The sequence below is a fragment of the Sorangium sp. So ce1014 genome, assembly GCF_051521505.1.
Taxonomy (GTDB): Bacteria; Myxococcota_A; Polyangia; order Polyangiales; family Polyangiaceae; genus Sorangium.
In genome coordinates, this window is the sequence record NZ_CP150356.1 from 8,777,176 (window position 1) to 8,802,995 (window position 25,820).

Annotated in this window: 17 protein-coding genes, 1 tRNA gene and 2 pseudogenes; 11 read left to right on the forward strand and 9 right to left on the reverse strand. The window is 73.0% G+C overall.

Going from position 1 to position 25,820, the window contains the following annotated elements; all coding sequences use genetic code 11:
• Positions 1-66 precede the first annotated feature (66 nt).
• The 3 genes from WME75_RS33240 to WME75_RS33250 all read left to right on the forward strand — a co-directional run bounded on the left by WME75_RS33240 (position 67) and on the right by WME75_RS33250 (position 2,836).
• Positions 67-1,362: a hypothetical protein gene (locus WME75_RS33240; protein WP_437479286.1), complete on the forward strand. Its 1,296-nt coding sequence runs from the start codon at positions 67-69 to the stop codon at positions 1,360-1,362.
• A 103-nt stretch (positions 1,363-1,465) separates the two neighbouring features.
• On the forward strand, positions 1,466-2,542 hold the full coding sequence (locus tag WME75_RS33245; protein ID WP_437479288.1) for an AraC family transcriptional regulator: 1,077 nt from the start codon (positions 1,466-1,468) through the stop codon (positions 2,540-2,542).
• A gap of 219 nt (positions 2,543-2,761) precedes the next feature.
• Positions 2,762-2,836 (forward strand) — tRNA-Gly (locus WME75_RS33250).
• Between the two features lie 43 nt (positions 2,837-2,879).
• Here WME75_RS33250 and WME75_RS33255 read toward each other — a convergent pair.
• From WME75_RS33255 to WME75_RS33265, 3 genes and pseudogenes are all read right to left on the reverse strand, one after another.
• Positions 2,880-3,899 carry a DUF2891 domain-containing protein gene (locus WME75_RS33255; protein WP_437479290.1) on the reverse strand — a complete coding sequence of 340 codons (1,020 nt, stop codon included), beginning with the start codon at positions 3,897-3,899 and terminating at the stop codon, positions 2,880-2,882.
• 77 nt (positions 3,900-3,976) lie between these two features.
• Positions 3,977-4,710, reverse strand: a pseudogene (locus WME75_RS33260) (5-oxoproline transporter, DUF979 family subunit).
• Positions 4,707-4,919: pseudogene (locus WME75_RS33265) on the reverse strand (5-oxoproline transporter, DUF969 family subunit); the annotation flags it as partial. The pseudogenes WME75_RS33260 and WME75_RS33265, both read right to left, overlap by 4 nt.
• 203 nt (positions 4,920-5,122) lie before the next feature.
• Between WME75_RS33265 and WME75_RS33270 the strand changes: the two are divergent.
• On the forward strand, positions 5,123-5,578 hold the full coding sequence (locus WME75_RS33270; RefSeq protein ID WP_437479292.1) for a GNAT family N-acetyltransferase: 456 nt from the start codon (positions 5,123-5,125) through the stop codon (positions 5,576-5,578).
• Between the two features lie 160 nt (positions 5,579-5,738).
• On the opposite strand, the gene WME75_RS33275 is transcribed toward WME75_RS33270, so the two are convergent.
• From WME75_RS33275 to WME75_RS33300, 6 genes are all read right to left on the reverse strand, one after another.
• On the reverse strand, positions 5,739-6,941 hold the full coding sequence (locus WME75_RS33275; protein WP_437479294.1) for a hypothetical protein: 1,203 nt from the start codon (positions 6,939-6,941) through the stop codon (positions 5,739-5,741).
• A gap of 676 nt (positions 6,942-7,617) precedes the next feature.
• Entirely contained in the window at positions 7,618-9,891 is a 2,274-nt protein-coding gene (locus WME75_RS33280; protein ID WP_437479296.1) for a molybdopterin cofactor-binding domain-containing protein, read from the reverse strand.
• Positions 9,892-9,893: 2 nt separating this feature from the next.
• Positions 9,894-10,352, reverse strand: a complete 459-nt coding sequence (locus WME75_RS33285) for a (2Fe-2S)-binding protein (protein WP_437479297.1) — start codon at positions 10,350-10,352, stop codon at positions 9,894-9,896.
• Positions 10,349-10,996, reverse strand: coding sequence for an Isoquinoline 1-oxidoreductase subunit (locus WME75_RS33290; RefSeq protein WP_437479299.1), 648 nt, complete (start codon positions 10,994-10,996; stop codon positions 10,349-10,351). Before WME75_RS33290 ends, WME75_RS33285 begins: the two co-directional genes overlap by 4 nt.
• Before the next feature lie 155 nt (positions 10,997-11,151).
• Positions 11,152-12,762, reverse strand: a complete 1,611-nt coding sequence (locus WME75_RS33295) for a DUF1552 domain-containing protein (RefSeq protein ID WP_437479300.1) — start codon at positions 12,760-12,762, stop codon at positions 11,152-11,154.
• Positions 12,759-14,471: a DUF1592 domain-containing protein gene (locus WME75_RS33300; RefSeq protein ID WP_437479302.1), complete on the reverse strand. Its 1,713-nt coding sequence runs from the start codon at positions 14,469-14,471 to the stop codon at positions 12,759-12,761. The genes WME75_RS33295 and WME75_RS33300 overlap by 4 nt, the downstream gene beginning before the upstream one ends.
• A gap of 716 nt (positions 14,472-15,187) precedes the next feature.
• Here WME75_RS33300 and WME75_RS33305 point away from each other — a divergent pair.
• From WME75_RS33305 to WME75_RS33335, 7 genes are all read left to right on the forward strand, one after another.
• Positions 15,188-16,549 carry a serine/threonine-protein kinase gene (locus tag WME75_RS33305; protein WP_437479304.1) on the forward strand — a complete coding sequence of 454 codons (1,362 nt, stop codon included), beginning with the start codon at positions 15,188-15,190 and terminating at the stop codon, positions 16,547-16,549.
• Between the two features lie 11 nt (positions 16,550-16,560).
• Entirely contained in the window at positions 16,561-17,499 is a 939-nt protein-coding gene (locus WME75_RS33310; RefSeq protein WP_437479306.1) for a PEGA domain-containing protein, read from the forward strand.
• The gene (locus WME75_RS33315) at positions 17,496-18,188 is read left to right on the forward strand and encodes a hypothetical protein (RefSeq protein ID WP_437479308.1); all 693 of its coding nucleotides are present in this window, start codon (positions 17,496-17,498) and stop codon (positions 18,186-18,188) included. Before WME75_RS33310 ends, WME75_RS33315 begins: the two co-directional genes overlap by 4 nt.
• Before the next feature lie 187 nt (positions 18,189-18,375).
• Positions 18,376-18,549: a hypothetical protein gene (locus WME75_RS33320; protein ID WP_437479310.1), complete on the forward strand. Its 174-nt coding sequence runs from the start codon at positions 18,376-18,378 to the stop codon at positions 18,547-18,549.
• A gap of 765 nt (positions 18,550-19,314) precedes the next feature.
• The gene (locus WME75_RS33325; RefSeq protein ID WP_437479312.1) at positions 19,315-19,509 is read left to right on the forward strand and encodes a hypothetical protein; all 195 of its coding nucleotides are present in this window, start codon (positions 19,315-19,317) and stop codon (positions 19,507-19,509) included.
• 51 nt (positions 19,510-19,560) lie between these two features.
• The gene (locus tag WME75_RS33330) at positions 19,561-21,003 is read left to right on the forward strand and encodes a hypothetical protein (protein WP_437479314.1); all 1,443 of its coding nucleotides are present in this window, start codon (positions 19,561-19,563) and stop codon (positions 21,001-21,003) included.
• A 10-nt stretch (positions 21,004-21,013) separates the two neighbouring features.
• A complete protein-coding gene (locus WME75_RS33335) occupies positions 21,014-25,762 on the forward strand; it encodes a sigma 54-interacting transcriptional regulator (protein ID WP_437479316.1) in 4,749 nt (1,582 codons plus the stop codon).
• Positions 25,763-25,820: the final 58 nt, after the last annotated feature.

Here is a 25,820-nt window from a genome sequence, read left to right on the forward strand (position 1 = left end):
AACCTCCTTGCACGCGTCCACCGGGTAGCGGTCGACGCGCTTCGTCACGATGCTTGGAGGTACCTCATGATCGATCGAATGCGACTCGCGCGAAACCCGAGGAGCCATCGGCTCGCGGTGGCCATCGCCACGGCCTTCGCCTTCACTGGATGCTGCGCAAATCCGACCGACGACAACCACGACGGGAGCGGCGGCACGCCGGCCAGCGCAGGCTCGGGCGGCAGCGGAGGCTCGGGCGGCAGCGGAGGCTCGGGTGGCAGCGGAGGCTCGGGGGGAGATGGCGGCGCAGGCGACAGCCTCGCCCCGACCCACAGTGGCATCATCTCCATCCAGGATGTCTCCATCCTCGGTGCGCCGCAGGCGGGTCACGGCCTCACGGTGCAGGTCCTGTTCACCGCGGCGAAGCGTCCCACTTACGAGGAGATGCCCGGTCAGCTCACCGGGTGCAAGGGATGGGTCTACGACGTGCAAGACGATCCGCCTTCGCCGCTCACGGATCAGGGCGTCATCACGATCTCCGGGCTCGCGGGCGGTTCGCTCGATTGCCGCTTCCAGGGTAGCGGCTACGTCTGCCCGACGCACAGCGGAACGGGCCAGACGAGCGTGACCCCCGGGCAGATGGGCACCGCAGCGTACGTGATCAGCGGCGCGATGTTCTCCGCGGCCGACGTGGGTCGCACGCTGCGCGTGGACGGCGCAGCGATGGGCGAGAACAACGGGGCGTTCCCCATCGTCGCCGTCGAGTCGAGCGAGACCGCGGTCGTGGTCAATCCGCGCGCCGCCGAGGAAGCGTTCGCGGCCAACCACGTCGTGCTCGCCGGCGCAGGGCCCATCCCCGGTAACCCGAACGATCCCATCGCGAGCGGCGATGAGGTCGTCGTGGGCATCGAGCCCGGTGGCGCGATGGCCTTCGAGTTCCCCGATCTGGGCCCCCTCGCGGCAGGGGGAGAGTTCCAGCTCGACGAGGCGTCGCAGTCCCTCCTCGGCGCGGTGCCGCTCGACGGCACGCCGATGACCCTGAGCTGCGGCGGGGAAGGCGGGAGCTGCGGGGCCGCGCAGGGCACGCTGGTGCGCATCACCACCACCGACGGCAGCGTCGAGGGAGCATCGCCGTTCGCGATGCCGCCCCCCACCGGCAAGCAGGTCGAGATCCAGTGCGTCACGCTGGGAGACGGCTCGCTCACGGTACCGGCCGAGGCGATGAGGCTGCTCCAGGAGGCGCACCAGGCGTCCTCCATCACGCGCATCCGGACCGCGTTCATGCGCGAGGGCGTGGCGAGCGCCACGAACCCCGAGCCAGGGCCCCCGAACACGGTCTATGTCGTGGCGGGGCACGGGATCCTGGGCTTCACGAGCCCCTGAGCCCGCACGAACAGCGCACGCCCTGATCGCCGCGTCATGCCCGGCGCGCCCACGAAGCCTCCCGCTGCACGGGGTGCCGTCCACGAAGAGCATCGGTCCTGGCATGCTGCATGCTGGGGCCGAGCGCATGGTGCGCCCCCAACCGACGGTCGTGGCGAGGGTGGTCCAGCGTGTCGTCGACCAGGCGCTGCGGGACGGCGTGCGGCCGGACGCCCTGCGCCGCGCGGCGCGCCTGCCGCCGACGCTCGCCGAGGACCCGGGGCGACGCATCGAGTTCGATCACCTGATCGAGCTGTGGGCGTATCTGGGTCGGACGCTCGACGACCCCTCGTTGCCGCTCCGGGTAGCGCAAGCGGCGGCCATCGAGGACCTGCACGTGCTCGGCTTCGCGCTGATGACCGCGCCGTCGGTGCGCGACGCGCTCGACACCATCGCTCGCCATGGCGCGCTGCTCACCGACTCGGGTCGCTGGGAGGTGACGGAGGTCGCGAGGCGCGTCCACCTCCGATGGTACCGCGCGCGGCCGCTCACCCTCGGGCACCGCTTGTCCAACGAGACGGCCGTCGCGCAGGGCCTCGGGTGTCTGCGGCGGCTCGCCGGCGCGGATCTCACGCCCATCGAGGTGACCTTCCGCCATCCCGCGCCGCCTCGCCGGGGCGGGCACGGCGCGTTCTTCGATTGCCCCGTGAGCTTCGACGCTCCGCACGACGGGCTCTCCTTCCGTCGCGAGCTCCTCGACGCGGTGCCTCCCTCCGCGAACCGGACGCTCTGGGAGTATCTGTGCAAGTCTGCAGGAGCGCTCTCGGAGCAGCTCGCGCCGCGGTCGCGCGAGGACGCCGTCCGGCACGCGATCGCCCGCGAGCTGTCGAGCGCCGACGGCGGTCTCCTGTCGCTCCCGCGCGTGGCCCGCGCGCTCGGCACGACGGAGCGGACCTTGCGCCGGCACCTCGAGGCCGAGGGGACGAGCTTCCGGCGCCTCGTCGACGAGGTGCGCCGCGAGCGCGCCGGCAGCTTGCTCCGGAAGGCGACGGTCAGCGTGACCGCGGTCGCGCTTCAGCTCGGCTTCGCGGACGCGACAGCGTTCAGCCACGCGTGCCAGCGATGGTTCGGCTGCGCTCCGCGCGAGCTGCGGGGGAGCCTCCGAGCCGCGCCCGGCCCCGGCCCGTCCTCGCCACATTGACGAGGTGCAAACCGGCCGGGCGGGCTCGTGCCGTTCGGCACGCACGATCGCACCAGGACCACGCATCTCGGCGCTTGACTACGGCGGCGCCGGTTGATATTCCTCCGCCGCCTCGACGGAGACAGCCATCCGACGACGGCTCGGCGCACTCGGGGTCTTCTCCGAGAGGCGCCGAGATGAGTGGATCTCCAGATCCCTCGGTTTCTGTGCTCGACGTTTGCGGGAGTAACTCAGTGGTAGAGTGCAACCTTGCCAAGGTTGACGTCGCGGGTTCAAATCCCGTCTCCCGCTCCACGACCTAGACGCTGCAATGCGCGCCGCGCATGCCCAGGGCGCGTCAGTCCGCCCCGGCGCCCAGCGCGAGCAGCGCGAAGCTCGCCAGCCAGTGCTCGCCCATGTAATCGCCGGCCACGTGCGGCAGGCTGGCGTCGAGGTGCCGCTCCGCCGCGTCCAGGGCGCGGGCGCGCACCGGATCCGCTCCGGGCAGGGCCGCGGCGAGCGAGCGCCAGCAGAAGGCGCGGCTCAGGTTGAGCCCGTCGAGGTGGACGATCTTGCCGTCGCTCCGGTCGCTGACCGTCGCCGGCTCGAACAGCGCCGCGGGCTCGCCCGCTGCCGCGCGCGGCAGGAACCGCGCGAACCAGCCGCCGAACTCCGGCCCGGACAGGACCCGGCGCATGCACTCGGCCTCCATGAGCGCGGGCGAGAGGAAATCGTCCTGCGAGGGCTCCCACGCCTGGCAATCCGCGTCGCGGCCATACCACGCCCGCGCGGCCTCGGCGCAGCGCCGCGACAGCCGCTCATCGCCCTTCACGGCGGCGTACTCCAGCGCGAGCGCCACCGCGAAGGCGCTGTTCGTGTGCGCGCCGGCGCGGACCGGGTACGTGGCCCTCGGCAGGTGCTCGACGAACCGCTCGGCGAACGCGTCGCCCAGCGGGGCCAGCGCGGCCGACCACCGCCGGCCCTCGTCGGTCTCGTACCGCGCGAGCTCCGCCGCGAGCAGGAGCAGCCACGCCCATCCATAGGGCCGCTCGAAGCCGCGGCTCGCCGGCCGCCGCAGATAGGCCAGCTCGACGGCGACCTTCTCGGCCGTGAGCTGCGCGTCGAGCAGCCCGCGGATCGCAGCCGCGCAGGGGGCGCCGGGGAAGAGGCGGTGGACCCGCGCGAGGAGCCAGTGGCCGTGCACGCACGAGTGCCAGTCGAAGCTGCCGTAGAAGATGGGGTGCAGGTCGCGCGGCCCCTTCACGTCTTCGGGACCGGCCATGACGTGATCGAGCTTGTTCGGATACTCCCGCGTCACGTGCCCGAGCGCGATGGAGGCGAAATGCGAGGCGATGTCCGGTGTCAGGACGTGCGTCATGGGTGGAGACCTCGGCGCCCGAAGACGAGCACGTCCACGAGCCGATGGCCACCCGGACGCGGTGAACGGGCGCGGCCTCAGCGCCGGAAGACGAGCAGGTACATGAGGAGCGTGTTCCCGATCAGCAGGAGCAGCGCGGTGGGGAGCTGGGCCTTGATCACGCCGTCGCGGTCGGGCAGCCCGAGCAGCGCCGCGGGCACGATGTTGAAGTTGGCGGCCATGGGCGTCATCAGCGTCCCGCAGAAGCCGGACAGCATGCCGATGGCGCTCATGACCGCCGGGTCGCCGCCGAGCCGGCGCACGATCAGCGGCAGCCCCACGGCCGCGGTCATGACCGGAAACGCCGCGAACGCGTTCCCCATGATCACCGTGAACACCGCCATGCCGACGGTGTAGGCCGTCACCGCGGCGAGGCGGCCGCCGAGCGGGAGCACGCTCCCGGCCAGCCCGCCGACCACGTCGCCGACGCCCGCGGCCGCGAACACGACGCCGAGCGCGGCCAGCATCTGGGGCAAGATCGCCGCCCAGCCCACCGTGTCGAGCAGGCGCCGGCCTTCCTGCAGCGGCGCGAGCAGCGGCGGGCGCAGCCACGCCACCGAGACCGCGAGCGCGAGCACCACGCCGAGGGCGAGCGAGATCAGCGTGGCCTGCCCGGGCTCGAGCGCGAGCCGAAGAGGAAGCTCGCCGCCAGGAGAGCCCAGAAGAGGGTGTTCTTCCAGCGCTTCTGGTTCTCGCGGTCGACCGCGCTCAGGGCGGCCGCCGCCACGAAGAACAGGCCCGCCGCGATGTAGCCGACATCGAGCGTGATCATTCGCGCGCCACCCCGGCGTCCGCGCCGGCGAGCTCGCGCTGGAGCCGCCGGTCGAGCAGGAGGAGCCGTGTCCCGTGGATCAGGAGCGCCAGCACCGCCGTGGGGATGGCCCAGACCGACAGCTGGAGCGGCTCGACGAAAATCCCGTTCTGCTCGAGGAAGCCCTTGATGAGCAGGATCGACGCGATGGCGAGGAAGATGTCCTCTCCAGGAGACCGATGACCGGCAGGACCAGCCAGATCCACGGGCGCGCGCTGGATCGAGCGCGCTCCGGACCGCGCGCCGGCGCCTCCTCTTGACGCCGCGCGGTCCCTCGGATGCCCTTCCCGGAGAGCGACGGACACACGGGTCGCTGGAGGAGCCGTCAGGGACCAGGACCCCGAGCGCGCAGGCTGAACGGAGGATCGCCACAGTGGAGCATGAGGCAGCTGAAGACATCGTCATCTCGTCGGACAAGGCGCTCCTCGACGTCGAGCGGATCCACGCCTTCCTCGCGTCTGCCTACTGGAGCACGGGCATCCCCCGGGAGGTGGTCGAGCGGGCCATCCAGGGCTCGCTCTGCTTCGGCGTCTACAAGGCGGGAGCGCAGATCGGGTTCGCCCGGGTGATCACCGACCACGCGACGTTCGCGTACCTGGCCGACGTGTTCATCGTCGAGGCGGAGCAGCGCCAGGGATACGGCAAGGCGCTGATCGCCCACGTCGCCGAGGCCCTGGGTCACCTCCGGCTGCGGCGGACGCTGCTCGCCACCGCGGACGCGCACGGGCTCTACCGGCAGTTCGGCTTCACGCCGCTCGAGAAGCCGGACCGGTTCATGGAGATCAACGTCAAGGACATCTACCAGCAGGGAAAGGCGGGGAACTCTTAGCCGAGGGGCGCGCCCATCCGGGGGCCCTGTCCCCCGCGGGCGCGATCTCCACCGGCAGGGACTGCAGGTTGCGGAGCATCGCCGCCTCGCGCTGCCAGTCCTCCTCCTGCCTGGCGGGCCGGATCCTCGGCGGGTACGGGAACAGCCGCTCGCGGACGACCTACCCCGAGAGGAGCGCGCGCGCCCTTGCCTCAGCCTGGGGGGTGAAGCATTTCAAGAACGCTCGCTCACCGGGCCGCTGGAACGCTATGAGGTCGCTGGAGACCGCCAGGGTCGCCCAGTCATCGGTTCCGATCGGGTCGACAACGAGCCCGAGACGCTCGCAGAGCTCGACGATCGGGAGGTCTGAAGCGTGCGTGGCCGCGATCTTCGCGTCGAAACGAAGGATACGCTCGACGTAGGCGGCGTAGCTCGACGCCGAGACGGACCACAGGTCGTCCTCGAACGTGTAACGGTAGATGCGGCGGTCCTCACCGAGGTAGAGGAACGCTTCCGATGTCCCGATGTCCCAGTAGCCGACGAGCAGCCGCGATGACTCACCCGCCGGAAGCCAGGGGTCACCGGATCGCAGGAGCGGCGATTCGAACGCCTGTGCGGAAGCGGCGCCCGCGAAGAACTCTGCGTGGCAGAGGACGGGACCACACATGGCGGCTCGATCGAACCGCCGGATGCCACGCCCGATGCCAAGCGCGTCCGAGACGGCATCGACGAGGCACGATGACGGTCCTTGTGCATGCAGCCATGCGAGGAAAGCGGGGCAGCCCTCGTCGTTGATGACCACGAATGCCGGGACCGTGGGCACGCCGTCAAACGACGACTGCCACGGGTCGTGCAAGCGCGCTGTCGCTCGTTTGTCGAGCCCCAGCGACATCTCCCCGCCAGGGAGGCGGTAGCGGACTGCCGCGCTGCCGTTGCGCACCAGGAAGGCCCCCTCGACGCCCGGCTCCCGGTCATCGAACAACAGCCCCTCGCCTTCCAGCGGCTCGCTCTCGGCAAGCACGGCCGAGTAGGCAGGGAACCAGATCGGCTTGCGAGGCTGCCGCTCACCGAAAGCCCGGAGCCAGGGGACGAGCTGCTCGGCGCTTCGCGCATGAAGGCACCACGTATCCCGGTTCTCGGTGACCAGCACCGAGCCCTCGTACCACCTGAAGGAGCCACACGACTCCGAGGCAGGCGGCACGTCACCACCCCGCGCGCGTACGGCGTCGAGGATCTCGTCGCGGGCGACGGTGGGGGCGCCCGTGCAAGCGAGGTAGCTGTCGTTCCACCCCGCGAAACGCGAGCGGAGCCGTTCGCGGTCCCTGGACGGGATGCCGGGGAGCGCGGGGAAGTCGAGCACCTGTGGTTCCAGCGATGAGGTCATAGCTGCTGCCATTGGCCATTCACGTAATCGTACGTGCCCGGGTTCATGGCGCCGACCCGCCCCACGCGTCGGTCCCGCTCGGCCCGTGACATCTGTCCAGCGGCCACTTGCTGGTCCAGCGTCTCCGCGTACCTCGCCGTATTTGCGCGGTTCGCGTCGGCCACATTTCCGGCATTGATGTCGTTGCGGAGCTGCGTGTTGGGAAGCGCCCCGCGAGCCGCCGTCGGCGGCGGCAGCGGGGTGCCGGGCGGGGCGTTTCGCGGGTGCTGTCCGCCGAGTGGAGGTGCGGCCGCCAGCGACGCCGGAGAACATGGCTGCCCACAAGCGCGACGTGGAGATCATCCGGGAAGCGTTCGAGGCAGCAGCCCGCCGGGAACCGGCGAGCGCCTGGCCGGAGCTCTGGGCGCGGCATGAGCGGCTCGGCAGGTGCCGCCCGCCCCCGGCATCGTCGATCCTCTCCTGCGCGCGATGGAGGTCATGCTCGGGTTGAACAGGAGCGCGCCGTCGCGCGGTCGCCGTCGCGTGGGCTGGCGAGGGCCGCGTCATCGACAGGTCACGTGAACGTCCGCACCGCGCTCCTCGAGCGCCCTGATGTTGCCCGCCTGGGAGGACCAGATTGCTGGGAATTCACCCGGCCCTCCCTCGACCCCCTCCGGCTCGATCCCCCCGCCCCCCCTCACAGCCCCAGGCGCCGCAGCGGGAGCTCGCGCGCGCGCGTCTTCGTCAGGGCGAACACAGCGTTCGCGATCGCCGGCGCCACAGGCGGCACCCCGGGCTCCCCGACGCCCCCGGGCGGCGCGTCGCTCTTCACGATCTCCACGTGGATGCGCTGCGGCACCTCCGTGGTCCGCACCACCGGGTAGTCGCGGAAGTTCGTCTGCTCGACCGCGCCGCCCTTCACCGTGATGGCGCCGTGGAGCGCGATGCTCATCCCGAAGACCACCGCGCCTTCCATCTGCGAGCGCGCGCGGTCCAGGTTGATGACCGTGCCCGCGTCGGCGACGAGCCACACCTCGTCGACCTGCACCTTGCCGAGCGCGTCCTTCGACACCGCGGCGACGACCGCCACGTACGTGAGGAAGCTCCGGTGCGCGGCGAGGCCCACCGCGCGGCCCGCCTTGCGCGCGGCGCTCCACCCCGAGATCTCCGTCACCCGCTCGATCACGTGCCGCAGGCGGCCCACGTCGACCGGGTGCTGCTCGATCGGCGCCCCGTAGTTCGGGACCTTCTGGACACCCAGCTCGGCCGGCGTCGCGTGGCGCGCAGGGCCGAGCACCTCGAGCAGCACCTCGCGCGGATCGGCCTGCCGCGCGTGCGCGATCTCGTCGATGAAGCTCTGCACCGCGAACGCGTGGAAGATGTTGCACACCGACCGGAGCCACCCGATCCGGACGTGCGCCGGCGCGTCGCAGGCCTCGGCGCGGACGTTCGGGGCCGCGAGCGCGAGGTCGAGCACGCCGAGGCCGAGCTCGTTGTCGCTCGGGGTCTTCACCCTCCCGTCGAACGTCGACGGGATCGGCGGAAACGCCGTCCGGTGCAGCCAGGCGCTCACCTTGCCGTCCGCGTCGAGCCCCGCCTTGAGGTACTGCGCGCTCACGCTGTGGAAATAGCCGCTCTGCACGTCGTCCTCGCGGGTCCACTGCACCCGCACCGGCGTCCCCATGGCGCGCGCGAGCAGCGCCGCCTCGGCCACATAGTCCGGCTTGGACTTCCGCCCGAACCCGCCGCCGAGGAACGTCACGTGCACGGTGACCTTGGCCTCGTCGACCCCGAGCGCCCGCGCCACCTCGGTGCGCGCCGCCTGGGGGTTCTGCGTCGGCGCCCACACCTCGCAGCCGTTCGCGTCGACCCGCGCCACCGCCGAGGGCGGCTCCATGGCGGCGTGCGCCAGGTGCGGCACGTAGTACTCGGCCTCGAGCGTGCGCGCCGCCTTCGCGAGCGCCCCGTCCACGTCGCCGACCTTCCGCACGACCTTGCCCGGCGCGCGCGCCGCGCCCGAGAGCGCCTCGCGGTAGGTCGCCGAGTCGTACGCCGCGTTCGCGCCGTGATCCCACTCGATCTGCAGCGCCGCCCGGCCGCGCATCGCAGCCCACGTCGTGTCCGCCACGACCGCGACGCCGCCGAGCGGCTGAAACCCGACCGCGCCGCCCTGCGGACCCGGCAGCTCCACGAGCTTCTTCACGCCCGCGACGGCCAGCGCGCGCGCGCCGTCGTACCGCACGACCTTGCCCCCCACGACCGGCGGGCGCGCGATCACCGCCGTGAGCATGCCCGGCAGGCGCACGTCCGCGCCGAACTGCGCCGCACCCGTCACGATGGCCGGGCCGTCGAGCAGCGGGAGCAGGCCGCCGACGCGCTTCAGCTCCGAGACGGGGCGGAGCGCGACGGTCTTCGCGTCGGGGACCGGGAGCTTCGCCGCGTCGGCCACGAGCTCGCGGAAGTCGAGCGAGCGCTTCGACTTCGCGTGGTGGACCGCGTGCTGCTCGGCCACGCACTCCGCGGCGGGCACGCGCCACTTCTTCGCCGCGACAGCGACGAGCATCGCGCGCGCCGTCGCGCCCACGCGGCGCATCGGCTCGTAGCCGTCGCGCACGCTGCGCGAGCCGTCGGTGTTCTGATCGCCGTAGGCCTTGTCGCCGTCGCCCTGCACGATCTTCACCCGCGCCATGTCGGCGCCGAGCTCGTCGGCGACGAGGACCGGCAGCGAGCTGCGGATCCCCTGCCCCATCTCCGACCGGTGGCAGACGACCGACACCGTGCCGTCGGTCGCGATGTGGAGGAACACCCCGGTCCGGAGCCCCGGCTGCGCCGGCAGCGCGGTGGGCCCGAGCGGCGCGGGCGGCGCGGCCTCGGCGTCGCCCGCGGCGAGCCCGAGCGCGAGCCCGCCCGCCGCGAGCCCGAGCCCCGCGAGGAAGGAGCGGCGGAGGAGGACGACGCGTTGCTGTTCCATCTTCACTCCGTGGGGAGGCCGGCGGCCTTGCGGACCGCGGCGCGGATGCGCGTGTACGTGCCGCACCGGCAGATGTTGCCGGCGAGCGACTTGTCGATATCGTCGTTCGACGGCCGCGGGTTCTTCCGCAGGAGCGCGGCCGCGCTCATGATCTGCCCCGCCTGGCAGAAGCCGCACTGCGGGACGCCGAGCTCCACCCACGCGCGCTGCAGCGGGTGATCGCCGGCCGGGCTGAGCCCCTCGATGGTCGTCACCGAGCCGCCCGCCGCGCGCTTCACCGGCGTCACGCACGCGCGCACGGTCTCGCCGTCGAGGTGCACGACGCACGCCCCGCAGAGCGCCTGGCCGCAGCCGTACTTGGTCCCCGTGAGGCCGAGCACGTCGCGCAGCACCCAGAGCAGCGGCGTCTCCGGATCCACGTCGAGCTTCTGCTCGGCGCCGTTCACCTTCAGGATGATCATGGTCGGGACTCCTCGGGCGGGCACGCGGCGCCCGCCTTCACCCACGCGTCGATGAGCGCGCCGAAGGCCGCCTGCGAGCCGGGCGCCTTCGTGCGGCCATGCCCGGGCGCCCAGCCCCACGCGACGAGCTCGTCGTGCGCGGAGTGCTCGACGATCTGCGCGAGCGTCTTCTTGCCGTTGCGCGCCGGATCCTTGATCTGCGCGCAGATCGCCGCCGGCGAGCGGCCGAGCCACGCCATCTCGGCCGGCGCGAGGTGCCAGCCCGGCGCCCCGGGCACGCGGGCGAAATCGAGGTTCTGCGCCTGGTGGCACGACGTGCACTCCATCGCCGCGAACCCGCGATCGGCCGGACCGCGCTCGACCGGCGGGCTGTGGCGCTCGCCGACGTCGCCCTGGCGCGGGACGCCATCGTGCGGATGGCAGTTCACGCAGCGCGGATGGAGCAGCACCTTGCTCGCCTCGAGGAAGATCGTGGCCGCGCGCGCGCCGTCGTCCCGGATCGACGCGAACGCCTCCGGACTGCGGAGCTCGCCCGCGGGCACGGGCGGGAGTTGGACCGGCCTGGGCGCCTCCGCGGGAGGGGCATCGCACGCCGCGGCGAGGAGGCCGACGCCCGCCAGGAAGCAGAGAGAGAGAGGCTGCATCGCGGCGCCTAGACTGCTGGTTTCCGGCGCGCCGCACAAGCCCTTCCTCCGGCCCCGGCGCTCCGCGGCGCTCGGATCCCTGGAGCAACGGGCCTCCGCATCGGGTACATGCCGCGCAGCGCGGTGGTCCCCCCCCGAGGACCTGAAGCAGCCCGTCACGCCTTGATGGCGTCGAGCTCACCCGGGTTGCTGATACCTGGCCCGTCGGTGACGTTGCCTGCGCCATCCGTGGTGAACGACGGAGCGGTGCCACCGAAGCCGACCGAGACCGCATCCGACACGCCGAAGCGATCGACCGGAATCCAGTCGGGTGTCCCGGCGCCGAGCGCGTTGATCAAGGTCGTATAGAGCTTGTTCAACGGGACGGTTCCGCCCGATGAGCCGGTGTTGCCGCTGTTGTTCTCGGCCTCCCCGCCGCCCGCGCAGCTGGCTTCGCTGTTGCCCACCGCGAGGTTCCCGCCCGCGAGGTTCACCGCGACGCCCTGCTTGAGGTAACCGCCGGCGCCGCCGGCGATCACGATGGGCAAGTTGTTTGTGTTGTGCGCGTTGCCATCGGCGAGCTCCGGCAGCCACATGACCGCGGAGTTGTCGAGCAGGGTGCCGCCCCCCTCCTCGATGCTGTCGATGGTCTTGACCAGCTTGGCGTAGCGGCCCGCGTACCAGCGGTCGATCTCGTGGATCTGCTCGAGGACGCCGCTCACGCACTGGCCGCCGGTGGCGGCGCTCCCGTTCCGGTGCGAGAGCCCGTGATGATCGTGGGTGTGGCTGATGCCGTCCCACTTGAACGTCACGAAGCCCGGCCACTGGAGCACGATCGATCGGTTATTGTCGCACATCATCGTGAGGGCGATGAGGCGGATCATCATCTCGCTGCCCAGGGTGTACACCGCCTCGCTGTTACCGAAGCCGCCGCCGCGGGCGGGGTAGCCCGCCGCCGTGAGGGCAGCGTCCGTGACGCCGAGCGCGGCTGCAGCCTCCGCGGTGCAAGCCGAGGGGAGGACCCGCTGCTCCGTCTCGCGGAGCAGGGCGAGCCAGTCATCGACCTTCCTCCGATCGGCGCCGCTCATTTTCCGGGCCTTGAGGGCGTCCAGATCATGGGTCACGAGATCGATGATGCTCTCGCCGCGGGCCACGCGATGATCCGCCTCGGTCTCGGAGCCGCTCGCGAAGAGCCCGGTCAGGCTGCTGTACACCGTGCGCGCGTTGGTCACGGGGGCGAACGGCGTATTCGACGCCGAGTACGACACGATGCCCTTGACGTTCGTGAAGGCATTGCCGACGGAGAGCACGAGCGGGATCTTGTTGGTGCCCTGGTTGAAGCGGCGCGCGATCTCGTGGTCGAGCGAGTGCGACAGCGCCCAGTGCTCCCCGGCAGGATCGAGGGGCGCGCAGGTCAGCTTGCTGCCCATGCCCTGATCGTGGGGATCGAAATGCACCGCGCCGTCCACCTTGTTGTTGAAGCCGCTCAGGGGCATCGCGAGCCCGCGCGGGAAGAGCAGCTTCGCCGCGTAGGGAGCGAGCGGGGCGAGGGTTCGAGGCTTCCCATCCGCCTGCACCGTCTCCAGGGACGCCGCGGTGACGCTTCCCGCCCCGTTCTCGATCGTCGGGAACCAGCGGTTCGTCAGGCAACCGTTGTTTGTGTAGAAGATCACCAGGCGCCGCGGCGACGGGGCTTCCTGCGCTCGCGCGGAGCGGACGAGCGAATTCAAGAAGGGAACCGCGAGCGCTGCGCCACCAATTCCGCGCAGGAATAATCTTCGGTTCACGGCGCCACCTCCGTCTGCAGTGCACGATATCGGAACGACTGACTTTGCGTGAGGTCTGCGATCAGGTCGAGCACGGTGTAGCCGCCCTGGGTGAGCTTGGCGGTCAGCTCGTCCACGGTGCAGGAGTCTTCGTTGTTGAGCTCGCGCTGGTAGGCGAACGAGACCCACTTCCGCACGTAGCACCTGTGCGCCTCCGGGGAGCTCGCGATGGCCTCGGAGAGCGCCACGGGGCCATCGAGCTCCACCACGTTTTCGCCCATGTCGACGCTCACCCGTGTGTCGATGGGCGCGCCGGAGAACGACTCCGTCTGCTGGTAGGCGCCCACGGCGTCGTACGCCTCGAGCGCGAAGCCCGTCGGGTTGATGTACGGGTGATGGCAGAACCTGCAGGTGTCTCCCGCCGTCTGTGCGTCGACGCGAGCGCGGTTTGTCGTGAGGTTGTCATCCGTGGGCAGCGGCGTGCCTTCCACCATCGGTGGTGGCGGTAGGATGTTCGCGCAGAGGATCTCTTTCTGCAAGAACGCGCCGCGCAAGATGGGCGACGTCCGGTCGTACCCCGAGTGCGACACGAGGAAGCCCAGGCGAGTGAAGAGGCCGGAACGCTGCGCCGGGTCGAGATCGACCGGGACGAGCTCCGCGCCGTTGAACTGCGCAGGATCCAGGTCATAGAGCGGCGCCAGGGAGGCGTTGACGAAGCCCACCGGCGTGGTGACGAGCTCCTGGAACGTGCCGGCCTGGTCGAAGACCACGTGCTCGACGAAGCGCTCGGTCTCCTCCGACAGAAGGGGGACCATCGAAGCATCGAAGTCCGGGAAGGCGGCCGGATCACGCTGGATGTCCGACCAGCGCGTGCCGGGCCCCATGTGGAGGTAGTGCTCATGGAAGCCTTTGACCATCGCGCGGCTCCTGGGATCCGCCAGCATTCGCTGCGCCTGCGCGAGGATCTGCTCCGGCGTGAGCAGCGCGTCCTCGTCGGCTGCGGCGAACAGCGCGTCGTCCGGCATGCTCCCCCAGAGCAGGTACGAGAGGCGCGACGCCACCTCGTGGCTGTTCAGCGCGAAGTACTCGCCCTCGGCCTTCTCGCTGATCTCGGCTCGCGTCAGGAAGGAGGGCGAGAGCAAGAACGCCTCGATGATCAGCTGGGCGCCGTCGGCGAACGAGCCGGTCGGCGTGAGCGCCTGGCGGCGGGCGTAGAGGGCCTGGAAGAGCCCTCTCTCCTCGTCGGTGAGCGGGCGCCGGAAGGCGCGCCGTCCCAGCGTATCGATGAGCTGGTGCGCGCACGCGGTGCCGTCGGCGTCCGGGGTGCAGGGGATGGTCCTGGCTCGCGCGCTGGGGTCTGCCATGACCGCCGCCGCCACCGTCGCTGCGGCGGTTTTGTACCCATCCCACGCGCGCTGATCGACGCTCCCGACGCCGTCCGGCGCGAGCATCGACGACGGCTGGCTGTCGATGCCGACCAGATCGCGAATCGTGTTGTCGTACTGCCCCCTCGTCAGACGCGGCAGCGCCGACGTTCGCGGGACCCCCGGCACGCACACCGTCGGCTCGACGTCGGGGTTGCCACCCGTCGATCCGCTCCCGCCGGTGCCGGCTCCGCTGCCGGGCCCGCTGCCAGGCCCGCTGCCGGGCCCGCCGCCGGGCCCGCTGCCAGGCCCGCTGCTTCCCTCTACGTCGTCTCCGCCGCCGATCATTGCGGTGCAACCGGACATGGCTGCACAACTCGTCGTGAGCAGCGCAGGAACGATGAACCGTCTCGCCCACGTGTTCATAGCACTCACCTCATCCGGGGGGCGCTTACACCGGCCATCGCCCAGACATAGAATGCCCTGCCATGGGCCGCAGATCACTATTTTTCTCGTATTTTCGTGGTGGCGCAAGTTTGCTTCTGCCACGAAATTCCCTCGGGCGAGACGTCTTGACGTCTTGGGGCCGGCCTTGTCGAACCGCGCGCCGTACTCCGCCTCCGTGCGCTCCGTGCGCTCCGTGCGCTCCGTGCGCTCCGTGCGCTTTTTGCCCGGACGACACGCGCATCGTGCGGAGTTCGATCAGCTTCGAGAGGGTGAGTCGACGAGGGTGTGCGACCGCGAGATCGATTGATTTCATCAGGGTTTCAAGGACTCACGCGCGCTGTGGTGCGCCACCTTCGACGGGGCGTGGTGCCCTCCGCGGCCCCCCTTGGTGTAGCGAACTGTCACGAGGGCTCTGCGCAGCGCGGCCCCACGCCACGGTGCGCCACGCCGACGCCAGCTCATGCCCCCGTAACCCCTCAAGCGAGACGCTGGCTCGCCGCATGCAAGCCGGCTCCCGCATGAGCAACACGGTAGGAATGGGTGAGCCCACACAGCCATCGCCGTGCCTGATCGCCCCATCCGAGGCAATCCGCCACAGCGCGCCGTCGAGCTCGGAACGCGGGCCGCTGCCCGGGATGCAGGTGAGCTCGCAGCTCCGGCTCCTCCGCGCGCTCGGTCAAGGCGGCATGGGGAGCGTCTGGCTCGCCGAGCACGCCGCGCTCAGGACGCAGGTCGCCGTGAAGTTCCTCCGCGACATCTACGTCGATCACCCGCTCGCCGTCGTCCGCCTCCGGCGCGAGGCGGAGGCCGCCGCCCGGATCCAGAGCCCGCATGTGGTGCGGGTGTTCGACCTCGGGCTCACCGACCAGGGGGTCCCGTACATCTTGATGGAGCACCTCGAAGGCGAGACGCTCCAGGACCTCGTCGAGCGGCGCCAGCGGCTCTCGCTCGACGAGGCGGTCTCCATCCTGCGCCAGACCTGCGCTGCGCTGGCCAAGGCGCACGAGTCGGGCATCGTTCACCGCGACATCAAGCCCGAGAACATCTTCCTCGTGGAGGGCGAGCGCGAGCCGTTCGTGAAGGTGCTCGACTTCGGCATCGCCAAGAACACCGTCGAGGAGGCCGAGCGGCTCACGCTCACGGGCGCCATCCTGGGGACGCCGCACTTCATGTCGCCGGAGCAGATGGCGGGCGGAGCGCGGGTCGGGCCGCACAGCGATCTCTGGGCCCTCGGCGTCGTGGCCTACTTCTGCCTGACCGGGCAGATCCCCTTCGGCGGGGCCACCATCGCGGCGGTGGCGGTCGCGATCGACCGCGGTTCGCCCCCGCCGCCGTCCCGCTTCGCGCCGGGCCTGCCGCCCGCGATCGACGCCTGGGTCCTCTCGCTGCTCGAGCCGGACCCGGCGCGCCGCGCCCAGAGCGCCCGCGCCGTCCTCGATGCGCTGGACGCCGCCGTCGCCGCCCCGCGCGACGCGCGGCCCTCCCCCGGCCCGACCGAGCTCATGCCCCCGCGCGACACCCTCACGTCGAGCGAAGGCTTCTCGTCCCTCGTCACCACGCTGATGCCCTTCGGCACCCTCGGCGCCACCTCGCCGCAGCAGCGGACGCGGGCGCGCACCTGGGCCGTGGCGGCGGCCGCCGTGATGGGGATCAGCACCCTCGCCTGGGCCGGCGTCACCCGGACGACGGCGCCGACGGCGCAGGCCGCGTCGCTCGCCATGATCGGGGCCGGGCCGTCGGCGCCCCCCGCCCTCGCCGCCGAGCCCGCGGCCGAGTGCGCGACGAGCGCGCCGCAGGCCGCAGCCGGCGCGCCGCCCCCGGCCACGGCGCCGCAGGCCACAGCCGGCGCGCCGCAGCCCGACGTGCAGCCTGCCGCCGTGGTGCAGGCCGCGGCGCCGCCCGCCCCCACGGCGCCGGGCGCCGCGCAGGCGGCGCGCGTGGCGCCCGTCAAGCAGGTGGCCACGCGGACGCGCCCGCGCCGCGATCTCGGATTCTGACGGGGGAATGCATGCACTCCGGGCCCAGGACCCTGATGATGATCGCCGGCCTGATCGTCGCGGCTTCACCGGCGCTCGCCGGCGAGGACGCGGTCGCCGCCGCCGGCGGCGAGGCGGACGAGAAGGCGCGGATCGAGGCCCGGGAGCTCGTGTACATGGGTGACGAGCTCTTCGCCCAGAAGAAGTACGCGGAGGCGCTCCGCACCTACCAGCGCGCCGAGAGGCTCGTCTGCGTGCCCACGACCTCGATCGAGGTGGCGAAGACGCTCGCCGCGATCGGGCGGCTCAGCGAGGCGCGCGAGCTCGCGTCGACGATCACCGCGTCGCGCGCGCCCCCCGGAGAGCCCTGGCCGTTCACGCAGGCGCGGCGCCGCGCCGACGCCCTGCGCAGCGAGCTCGACGACCGCATCCCCCGGCTGAAGGTGAGGCTCACGCCGAGCCCCGCCGGCGCCCGGCTCAAGGTCGACGGCCAGGAGGTGAAGACCTCCGCCGAGGGGTCCCTGATCGATCCGGGCAACCACTGGGTCGAGGTCGAGGCCGACGGCTATGTGGGCGCCCGGCAGCGGGTCTATGTCCCGGAGCGGGAGGTCACGACGCTCGACGTCGCCCTCACCCCGGAGGCTCGCTCGGGCGGCGCCTCGGCGTGGGCCATCGGCGGGTTCGTCGCCTCGGGCGCCGGGCTGGCCATGGGGCTCGGCGCGGGCGCGGCCTACCTGAGCGCGAGGAGCGACCTCGAGGAGGCGTGCCGGCAGCGCGCCTCGGGCTGCTCCGACGACGCGCGAGGCAGCGCGAACGCGGTGGGGTGGGTCTCGAACGTGGGGTTCGGCCTCGCCCTCGCCGGCGCGGCCGTCGGGGGGCTCGCCCTCGGGCTGGAGCGCTCGAAGACGCCGGCGTCGAGCGTCACCTGGGCGGTCGGTCCGGGCTACATCGGCGTACGAGGGACGCTGTGAGGGCGCGCCGCGCTGCCGCCTGCGCGTTCGCCGCGTGGGTCTCCGGGTGTCAGGTCGTCGCCCCGCTGCCCGGCGCGGACGGCGAGGGCGGCGGTCCCTCGGCCGAGCGCACCGGTGTCGACGGCGACGCCGCCGCGAGGGACGCGGGCGACGCCGGCGATGGAGGCCAGGAGCGCTGGGCTCCGCCAACGCAGGAGACGGGCCCGTGCGAGATCGCCGCGTGCTCGGCGCACTGCGCCCGGTCGATGGATCTCTGCGAGCTCACGCCGCAGTATCCGTCGGTCGAGGCGTGCTGCGCTGTCTGCGAGGCGATGCCGTCGCCCGCGGGCTATGCCGGGTGCCGCGCGGTGGAGAGCGGCGATCCCGCCGGCTGCACCTCGGCCGGGCCGCTCGGCCCGGCGGGTGGCGCCGGGTGCGTCGGGCGGTGCGAGGCGATGTGCACGCTCTACGGGGCCATGTGCCCGCGCGAGCTCGCGGACATCGTGGCCTGCGAGGCCCTCTGCGCGATCTTGCCGGCGCCGCAGGTGTTCGACGCGTGCGGCTCGCTCACGGCCGAGGGCTCGCTCGGGTGCAGCACGCAGCAGATCTACGCAGCGCTCGGCGCGGTCGACAAGAAGGCGCGCGACAAGGTGTGCCGCGACATCCTGGAAGGCCGCTGCCCCCACCCGGCGTGCGCGGACGGCGACTAGCTCGATCCTGCCTCGCGAACGGCACCGCAAGCGGGGGAGTCTGCCTGCTCTCCGCCGGTGCGTTCGCCTGGGCAGCCGATCCCTGGGAGCGGGAAGCGCTCGCCGCGGAGGCGGGCGGCGATGAGGTGTCATGTGCCCGGCGCGCGGCGGGGTGGCGTCACGCGCGCAGCGAAGGGAGATGGGAGCGATGACCGCCCCATTGCCGATGCGGCTCGTCTTCAACTGCGCTCCGTCGGAGGCGCAGGAGGGGGCCTTTCCGAGTCCCGTCGTTCAGCCGGTCGCGCGGCGGGTTGACGTGCCGGTGGCGAGCCCGGCCTTTGCGGAGCACGAGCGGCTGGGCCAGGCGCAGCTGGGGTCCTGACCGGCACGCAGGGGTGTGCTGCTCTCGTTACGGCGCCTGGTAGCTGTTGGTGTCAGCACGCACCATGCCATCCGCGTGTGGCGGTTCGCGGCCGACCGTTGCCGTTGCCGGCAGGGCTGCCCAGCAGCCTCCCCCAGACCGTTTCCGTTGCCAGGAGGGCTGCCGGCTGCCTCCCCCAGACCGTTTCCGTTGCCAGGAGGGCTGCCGGCTGCCTCCCCCAGACCGTTTCCGTTGCCAGGAGGGCTGCCGGCTGCCTCCTCCAGACCGTTTCCGTTGCCAGGAGGGCTGCCGGCTGCCTCCTCCAGACCGTTTCCGTTGCCAGGAGGGCTGCCGGCTGCCTCCCCCTGACTCGACCGAGCCGCCGATCGACAGAGCCGAGCAACATCGCCCGCTTCCTCACCGCGCTCGGTGAGCCGACCGACGTTCCAGACCGCTCACCCAACCGAGGGCCGCCCTACTGGGGGTTCGGGGCGCAGGGCGCCGCAGGCGACCCGGAGCCCCGAGCGTTGAAGAGCACCGCCCTGCGCCGCAATGCGCTCGGGGACGCCGCGTCGCCGCAAGAACATCCCGGGCCAGACCAACGCCCGGAGGGCGATGTGTGCCCGCGGCACGCCGATGCGCCCCTTTGCACGCTCTGCGCCACGCTCGACCCACTCTTTCGACCCATGAACGACGCGTCGCGACGCTCGCGGTCCCGCCACTTCGATTCGCCGCGCCACACTTCTTCGCGCAGCGATCCGGCTTCTTTTACCTACGCGCCCAGCGGTGCTGTCGGCCGGGGTGGCGGTGGCCGTGATGACCATCCGCGGCCGTTATGCCGAGGTGTCCGCCGGAGATCGCGAATCGCTGCCGGTCGTCGTCAGGTCGGGTTACCAGCTCCTGGTCACCCCGCCGTTCCAGTTACCACATCCCCTGGTAACGGCCTCGTCGCGACGCTCACAATCCATTGAAATTCAATGACTTGGCGCGATGGCCCGAGAGCTGCTTCAGGACCGGGCAGGAGGCTTTCCCATGGTAACCGCATCGACGTCCCGCCACCTCACGCTCCCCTTCTTCCTCTCCACCCTGATCGTCGCGTGCGCCGGAACGACCGACAGCGGTAGCTCGAACGACGGCGCGCCGCCCGACCCGGCGCCTCACCCTGGCCAGGTCCCCGACCAGCAGCCGGCGCCCGGCGTGAACTCGGCGCCCGATCTCGCGTACCCTGGCAAGGGCTTCATCGTCCACGAATGGGGCACCGACACCGTGGTCGTCGGCTCCGACGGCTCGCTTCAACCGGGGCTGCACCACGAAGAGGAGGACCTCCCCGCCTTCGTCTATGACCGGCTCGAAGCCGGCTCGCTCGATGGCGCGACGTCGACGAGCGTCAACGTGAAAATGGAGACGCCGGTCACCTACTTCTACGCCGAGGAGCCGCTCACCGCGTTCGTCCAGGTCGCGTTCCGCAAAGGGATCTTCACGCAGTGGTACCCCGCCGTCCGCGAGTTTTACCCGCCCATCTTCGCGCCCAACACCGTTGCCGGCGTGACGACGTACGAGGACCCGGCGTTCGACCCCGAGTTCCCCTTTGGCTCGCCGATGTGCTCAGAGATGTACAGCCCGAACGCGAACGGCTATCTCGAGTGGGGTGCGTTAGACATCCTCGAGCGCGACAGCGACATCCCCCTGCCCGAGGCGCCGCTCGATCGGTTCACGTGGGCCCACGCGCGCCAGGTCGGCGCCAACCCGCTCCGCATCGCAGGCGTGCCCGGCGCGACGGAGGCGCCCCAGCACGAGCGCTTCCTGTTCTATCGAGGGCTCGGCAACTTCGACCTGCCCGTCCGCGTGACGGCCGGTGTCGACGGGGCGATCTCCGCCGAGAACACCCTCGGCGAGGCGATCGGCACCGCCTTCGTCCTCCATGTTGGCGCCTCGGCGGGCGCGTTCGTCGCGCATCCCGAGGGGATCGCCAGCGGTGGCACGCTCGTCGAGCATGCCCCCTCGCTCGAGGGAGCTCCACCCCTCGACGAGTTCGTCGAGGCGCTCGGCGCGAGCGTGATCGACGCCCTCGACGCGACCGGCCTGTACCATGACGAGGCCGTCGCCATGGTGAACACCTGGAAGCGCCAGTGGTTCCGGACGCCGGGCGTGCGGGTGCTCTACCTCGCCCCGCAGGCGTGGACCGACGCCTCGATCCCGCTCCTCGTCCAGCCCACGCCCGACGCCGTCGTGCGCGTGATGATGCTCCGCGTCGAGGTGCTCTCCCCCGAGACCGAGGCGGCCGACGTCGGCGCGGCGCGGCGGCTCGCAGACCCGTCCACCGCCGGCGAGGCCGAGCGCCACTTCGACGACCTCGAGCGCTTCGCCGAGCCGCGCCTCCGCCGCGCGCTCGCGCTCCTCGGCGAGCCCGCGTACGGCGAGCCCCTGCTCGCGCGCATCGCAGCCGGAGCGACGGCGAGCGCCGCGCGCGAGTAACCTCTCCGCCATGCTGCACGCCCCACGGCGCGAGCCCTTCGTTGCCCATGCTCGGTACGAGCCGGGCGAGATCCTCGGACACGGAGCGCAGGGCGTCGTGGGGCGCGTGATCGACCGCGAGGCGCGGGGGCGCGAGCTCGTCGCGAAGGTGTTCCGTCAGGGCGCCTTCCGCGAGGACACCCTGCTCGGCGAGTTCGCGCTGCTCGCGCGCCTGCGCGTCCCCGGCGTGGTGCGGGCGCACGATCTCGGGCGGGACGAGCGGACGGGAGTCCCCTTCCTCGTCGAGGAGTACGTGGCCGGCGACGACGCCGCGGCGTGGGTGCAGGGGGCTCCGGCCGTCGAACGCCCGGCGCGGCTCGCGCGCGTGCTCGGCGGCGTCGCGATGGCCCTCGCCGCCCTGCACGACGCGGGGTTCGTGCACAGCGATCTCAAGCCGGCGCACGTCAGGATGCGGCCTCTCGGCGGGGGCGGCGCCGAAGCCGTGCTCCTCGACCTCGGGGCGGCGGTGTCGAGGGCGCGCGCGCCGGGCGGCGCCGTTGCGTTCACCTCGGCCTTCGCGGCGCCCGAGCTGCTCGCCGGGGGCACGCCTTCGCCCGCGTCCGACCTCTACAGCCTGGGGGCGCTCGCGTGGTGCTCGGCCGCAAGCCACCCGCCCGGGCCCTGGCGCGCGCGGCGCCCGCTGCGCGACGCCGCCCCGTGGGTCCAGCCGAGCGTGGCCGAGGTGATCGAGGCGCTCCTCGCCCTGCACCCGCGAGACCGCCCCCCCGAGGCCCGCGAGGTGCTCCGGCAGCTCGGCGTCGCGGCCGCGGAGGCGGGTATCGCCGTCGGGGCGCCGCCCGCGCCCATCGGGCGGGAACGCGAGCTCGAGGCGCTGCAAAAGGCGCCTTCAGGACGCGTGCGCTACATCACCGGACCGAGCGGCGCCGGCAAGAGCCACCTCGGCCGCGAGCTCGTGACGCGGGCGCTGCTCGGCGGGCGGAGCGCTCGGTACGTGGCGTTCCCGCGCGAGGCCGACCCGCTCCTGCCGCGGCTCATCGCGTTCTTCCGGGGCGCCGAGCGCGCGCCGCCGTTCGTGACGCCGCCCGGCGATGGGCTGCCGCTCCTGCTCTTGCTGGACGACCTGGACCAGGCCCCGGCCGAGCTCCGCGCCGCGCTCGACGCGTACCGGTGCCGGCCGGCGGCGCCCGGCGGCGCGGCGATCGAGGTGGTCGCGACGGTCCGGAGCGCGCCCGAGGGCGCGGAGTGCGTGGCGCTCGATCCGCTCAGCGACAGGAGCTTCGGCGCGCTGTGCCGCGCGCTCGGCGTGGACGACGAGGCGCGCCTGCGAGAGGCCGCCGCGGCGTCGGGGAAGAACCCGGGGTGGCTCTTCGCGTCGCTCGGGCGCGTGCCGCTCACGGAGGACACGGCGATCGAGCGTGTGCGCGGGCTGTCGGCCGACGCCTGCGCGACGCTCGCGGCCATCGCGATCGCGGGCGGCGCCCTGCCCGAGGCGCTCTGCCGTCCCGGGTTCGGGCGCGGCGGCCGTGCGGCGGTGCGCAGCGGCGGGCAGCCGGCCGCCTCCGGCGAGCGGGCCCTCGGCGAGCTGCTCGCGGGTTCGCTGATCGCGAGGCGGGAGGAGGCGGCCGGCGCGCTCTACACGCTCTCCGCTCCGGCCCTGGCGAGGGAGCTCGCCGCGGCGCTCGCCACGCCCGAGGTCGCCGAGGAGGTCGCCGCGGCGCTGCTCGCGGATCCCAGCGCGCCTGCGTCGGCGCTCCTCTCGGCGGCGGCGTCGCCGTGCACGAAAGCCTGCCGCGCGCAGCTCCACGAGCGGGCCGCGGCGCAAGCGCGCGAGGCCGGCCTGCGGTCGGAGGAGATCGACGCGCTGCTCGCGCTCGGCGAGGACGCGGACCGGAGGACCCCGGGGCTCCTGTGCAGGCTCGAGCGGCTGACGCGGGACGCGGGCGTGGGCGCGGCGCACCCGCAGGTCGTGGCGTGGCTCGACGAGGCGGCGCAGCGGGACGAGCGGGTGCTCGTGCTCGCGCTGCGGCGGCGGGCGGAGAAGCGCGCGCGGGATGGGGACGCGACGGCGGCGAAGGAGCAGGCGCTCGCGGCGCTCGCGGCGGCGCGGAGGCTCGGCGGAGGGGCGGCCGAGGCGTTCGCGCTGTCGACGCTGGGGCTCGTGGCGCTGATGCGCGCCGACTGGGGCGAGGCGGAGGCGTGGCTCGCGGGGGCGCTGGCGAAGCTGCCCTCGGCGGGCGAGCGCGCCGACGATGTGGAAGAGGTGGCGCGGCTCCACCACAACGCGGGCATCGTCGCCCTCTACCGCGGCCAGGTGGACGACGCGGTGCGGACGTTCGAGGCATCGCTCGCGGTCAAGCGGAGCCTCGGGGACCGAGCCGGGATGCGGTCGTGCCTGATGAACCTGGGGATCGCGCTCGGGAAGGCGTCGCGTTACGAGGACGCCTTCCGCGCGCTCGACGAGGCGATGCAGCTCGCGCGGTCGCTGGGTCAGGTGGCGGGGCGCGGCTGGTGCCTGTCGGCGCGCGCGGACATCGAGGTGCGCCGCGGCGACGCGCGCGCGGCGGAGCGTTGCATCGAGGAGGCGTGGGCGCTCGCGGCGTCGCTCCCTGCGGCGATCCAGGCCGATCTGGTGATCGCGCGGGCGAACGTGGCGTTGCTCGACGGCGACGGTCCGCGGGCGCTCGCGGCGCTCGCGGCGCTGGAGCCGGGCGTGCGGGCGAGCGACCCGCTGGTGGACGCGCGGGCCTTGGTGGCGGAGGCGCAGGTGTCCCTCACGAAGCTGCCGGCGGAGCCCCGGCGGGCGGCGCGGGGGGCGATCCGGGCCGCGCGGCGGGCCCGCGCGGCGATGCTCGCGGAGGTGGAAGCGCAGGCGCTCGACGTGCTGCGCTCGGCGCGGCAGGGCGTGCGGCGGGCGCCGGCCGCGGCGGCGGCGCGGGGCGGCGCCCGCCCGGCGCAGGGCGCACCGGCGGCGGCGCAGGGCGCACCGGCCGCGGTAGGCGGCGCGTATGCTGGCCGAGGCATGACGGCGGTGGCGAGCGGGGAGGACGACGCGCTCTGGGCATGGCTCGGGTCGGTGGCGGCCGCGGGCGACGGCGCGAACGCGGCCGCGGAGGGCGCCGCGGAGGCCGCAGTCGGGCTCGCACGCGCCCTCGTGCAGCAGTCGGGGGCGGAGCGCGCGCTGCTCGCCGTGGTCGACGAGCAGGGACGGGTGGCCGCGGCCTGGGGCGCCGACATCGACGGGATGGAGATCGCCGAGGCGGCCCGGCGCATCACGGCGGACCTGGCGCAGCTTGCGCTGAGCCGGGCCGCGTCCGTCCACTACCAGCGCGACGTGGAGACGCCGGGCGGCCGCGGCTCGCGGCTCCTGCTGCGTGGCGGCGCGGACCACGCCTCGATGGGCGCGCGCGCCCTGGCGGCGGGCGCGGCCGCGCCAGGTCCGGCGCTCCCCGGCGCTCTGCGCGCGCTCGTCGTGATCGAGCATCGGTTCCGCCCGGCGTGCTTCGACGCCGTCACGGAGGCGCAGGCCGCTCGCTGGGCGTCGCTCGCGGGGCTCTTCCTGCGGATCTTCGCCCGCCCCGGAGCGCCGGACGAGCCCCGCCGCATCGCCCGCCCCGGAGCGCCGGACGAACCCCGCCGCGAAGGCCTGGCGCCTGCCGGCCTCGCCTCGCTCGCCGAACCCGCGCCCGATCTCCGGCGCGCCGAGACGACCGTCGTGCCCGCGGCCCCGCTGCGGAGGAGCTTCCCCGACATCCTGGGCCAGAGCGCCGCGCTGCGCCGGGCGCTCGCGCGCCTCGACGCGGCCATCGACAGCGACCTGCCCGTGCTCCTCACGGGCGAGACCGGCACGGGCAAGGAGCTCTTCGCCCGCGCGCTCCACGATCTCGGCCCGCGCCGTTCGCGCGAGCTCGTCGCCGTCAACTGCGGCGCCATACCCGACGCGCTCTTCGAGGCGGAGCTCTTCGGCCACGCGCGGGCCTCGTTCACGGGGGCCGAGCGCGCGCGTCCAGGCCTGCTCGCCCGGGCCGAGGGCGGCACGCTCTTCCTCGACGAGCTGGGGGAGCTGCCGCTCGCGCGGCAGGCGGTGCTGCTGCGGGCGCTGGAGTCACGGCGCTATCGCCCGGTGGGCAGCGACGACGAACGGCCGTTCGACGTGCGGATCGTCGCGGCCACGAACCGGGATCTGGCGCAGGCGGTCGCCGAGCGGGCGTTCCGGCAGGACCTGCTCTTCCGCGTGAACGCGCTCGAGATCCACGTCCCGCCGCTCCGCGACCGGGAGGGCGACGTACCGCTGCTGCTCAACGGGTATCTGGCTCGGACGGGCGCCCCCATCGAGATCGCGCCGGGCGCGCTGGCGGCGCTCGATGCCTATTCGTGGCCCGGCAACGTGCGGGAGCTCGTGCACGTGGTCCAGCGCCTGGCCGCGCTCGGCGTGGGCCGCGTCGAGCGCGAGCACCTCCCGCGGGCGATGCGAGCGAGCGCGCGCCGGACGCCCACCGCCGCGGAGCGCCCCGCGGCCCCGGCCCGACCGCCGGCCGGTCCCGTCCCGCCGCCGGCCGCGGGGCGGAGGAGCTCGGGCGAGGCGCTCCGCGTGCTGGCCGAGGACGACGAGCGCGAGCCGATCCGGCGCGCGCTCGCGGAGACCGGCGGGAACATCAGCCGCGCGGCCGAGCGTCTCGGCATCACGCGCCACGGTCTGAAGAAGCGCATGACGCGCCTCGGCATGCGCGCCCCCTCCGGGTCGCAGAGGAAAGCGGAGTGAATCCCTCGTGAACGCTCTGCTGACAGAGAAGCAGGCAAAGACAGCATCGGAGGACTCT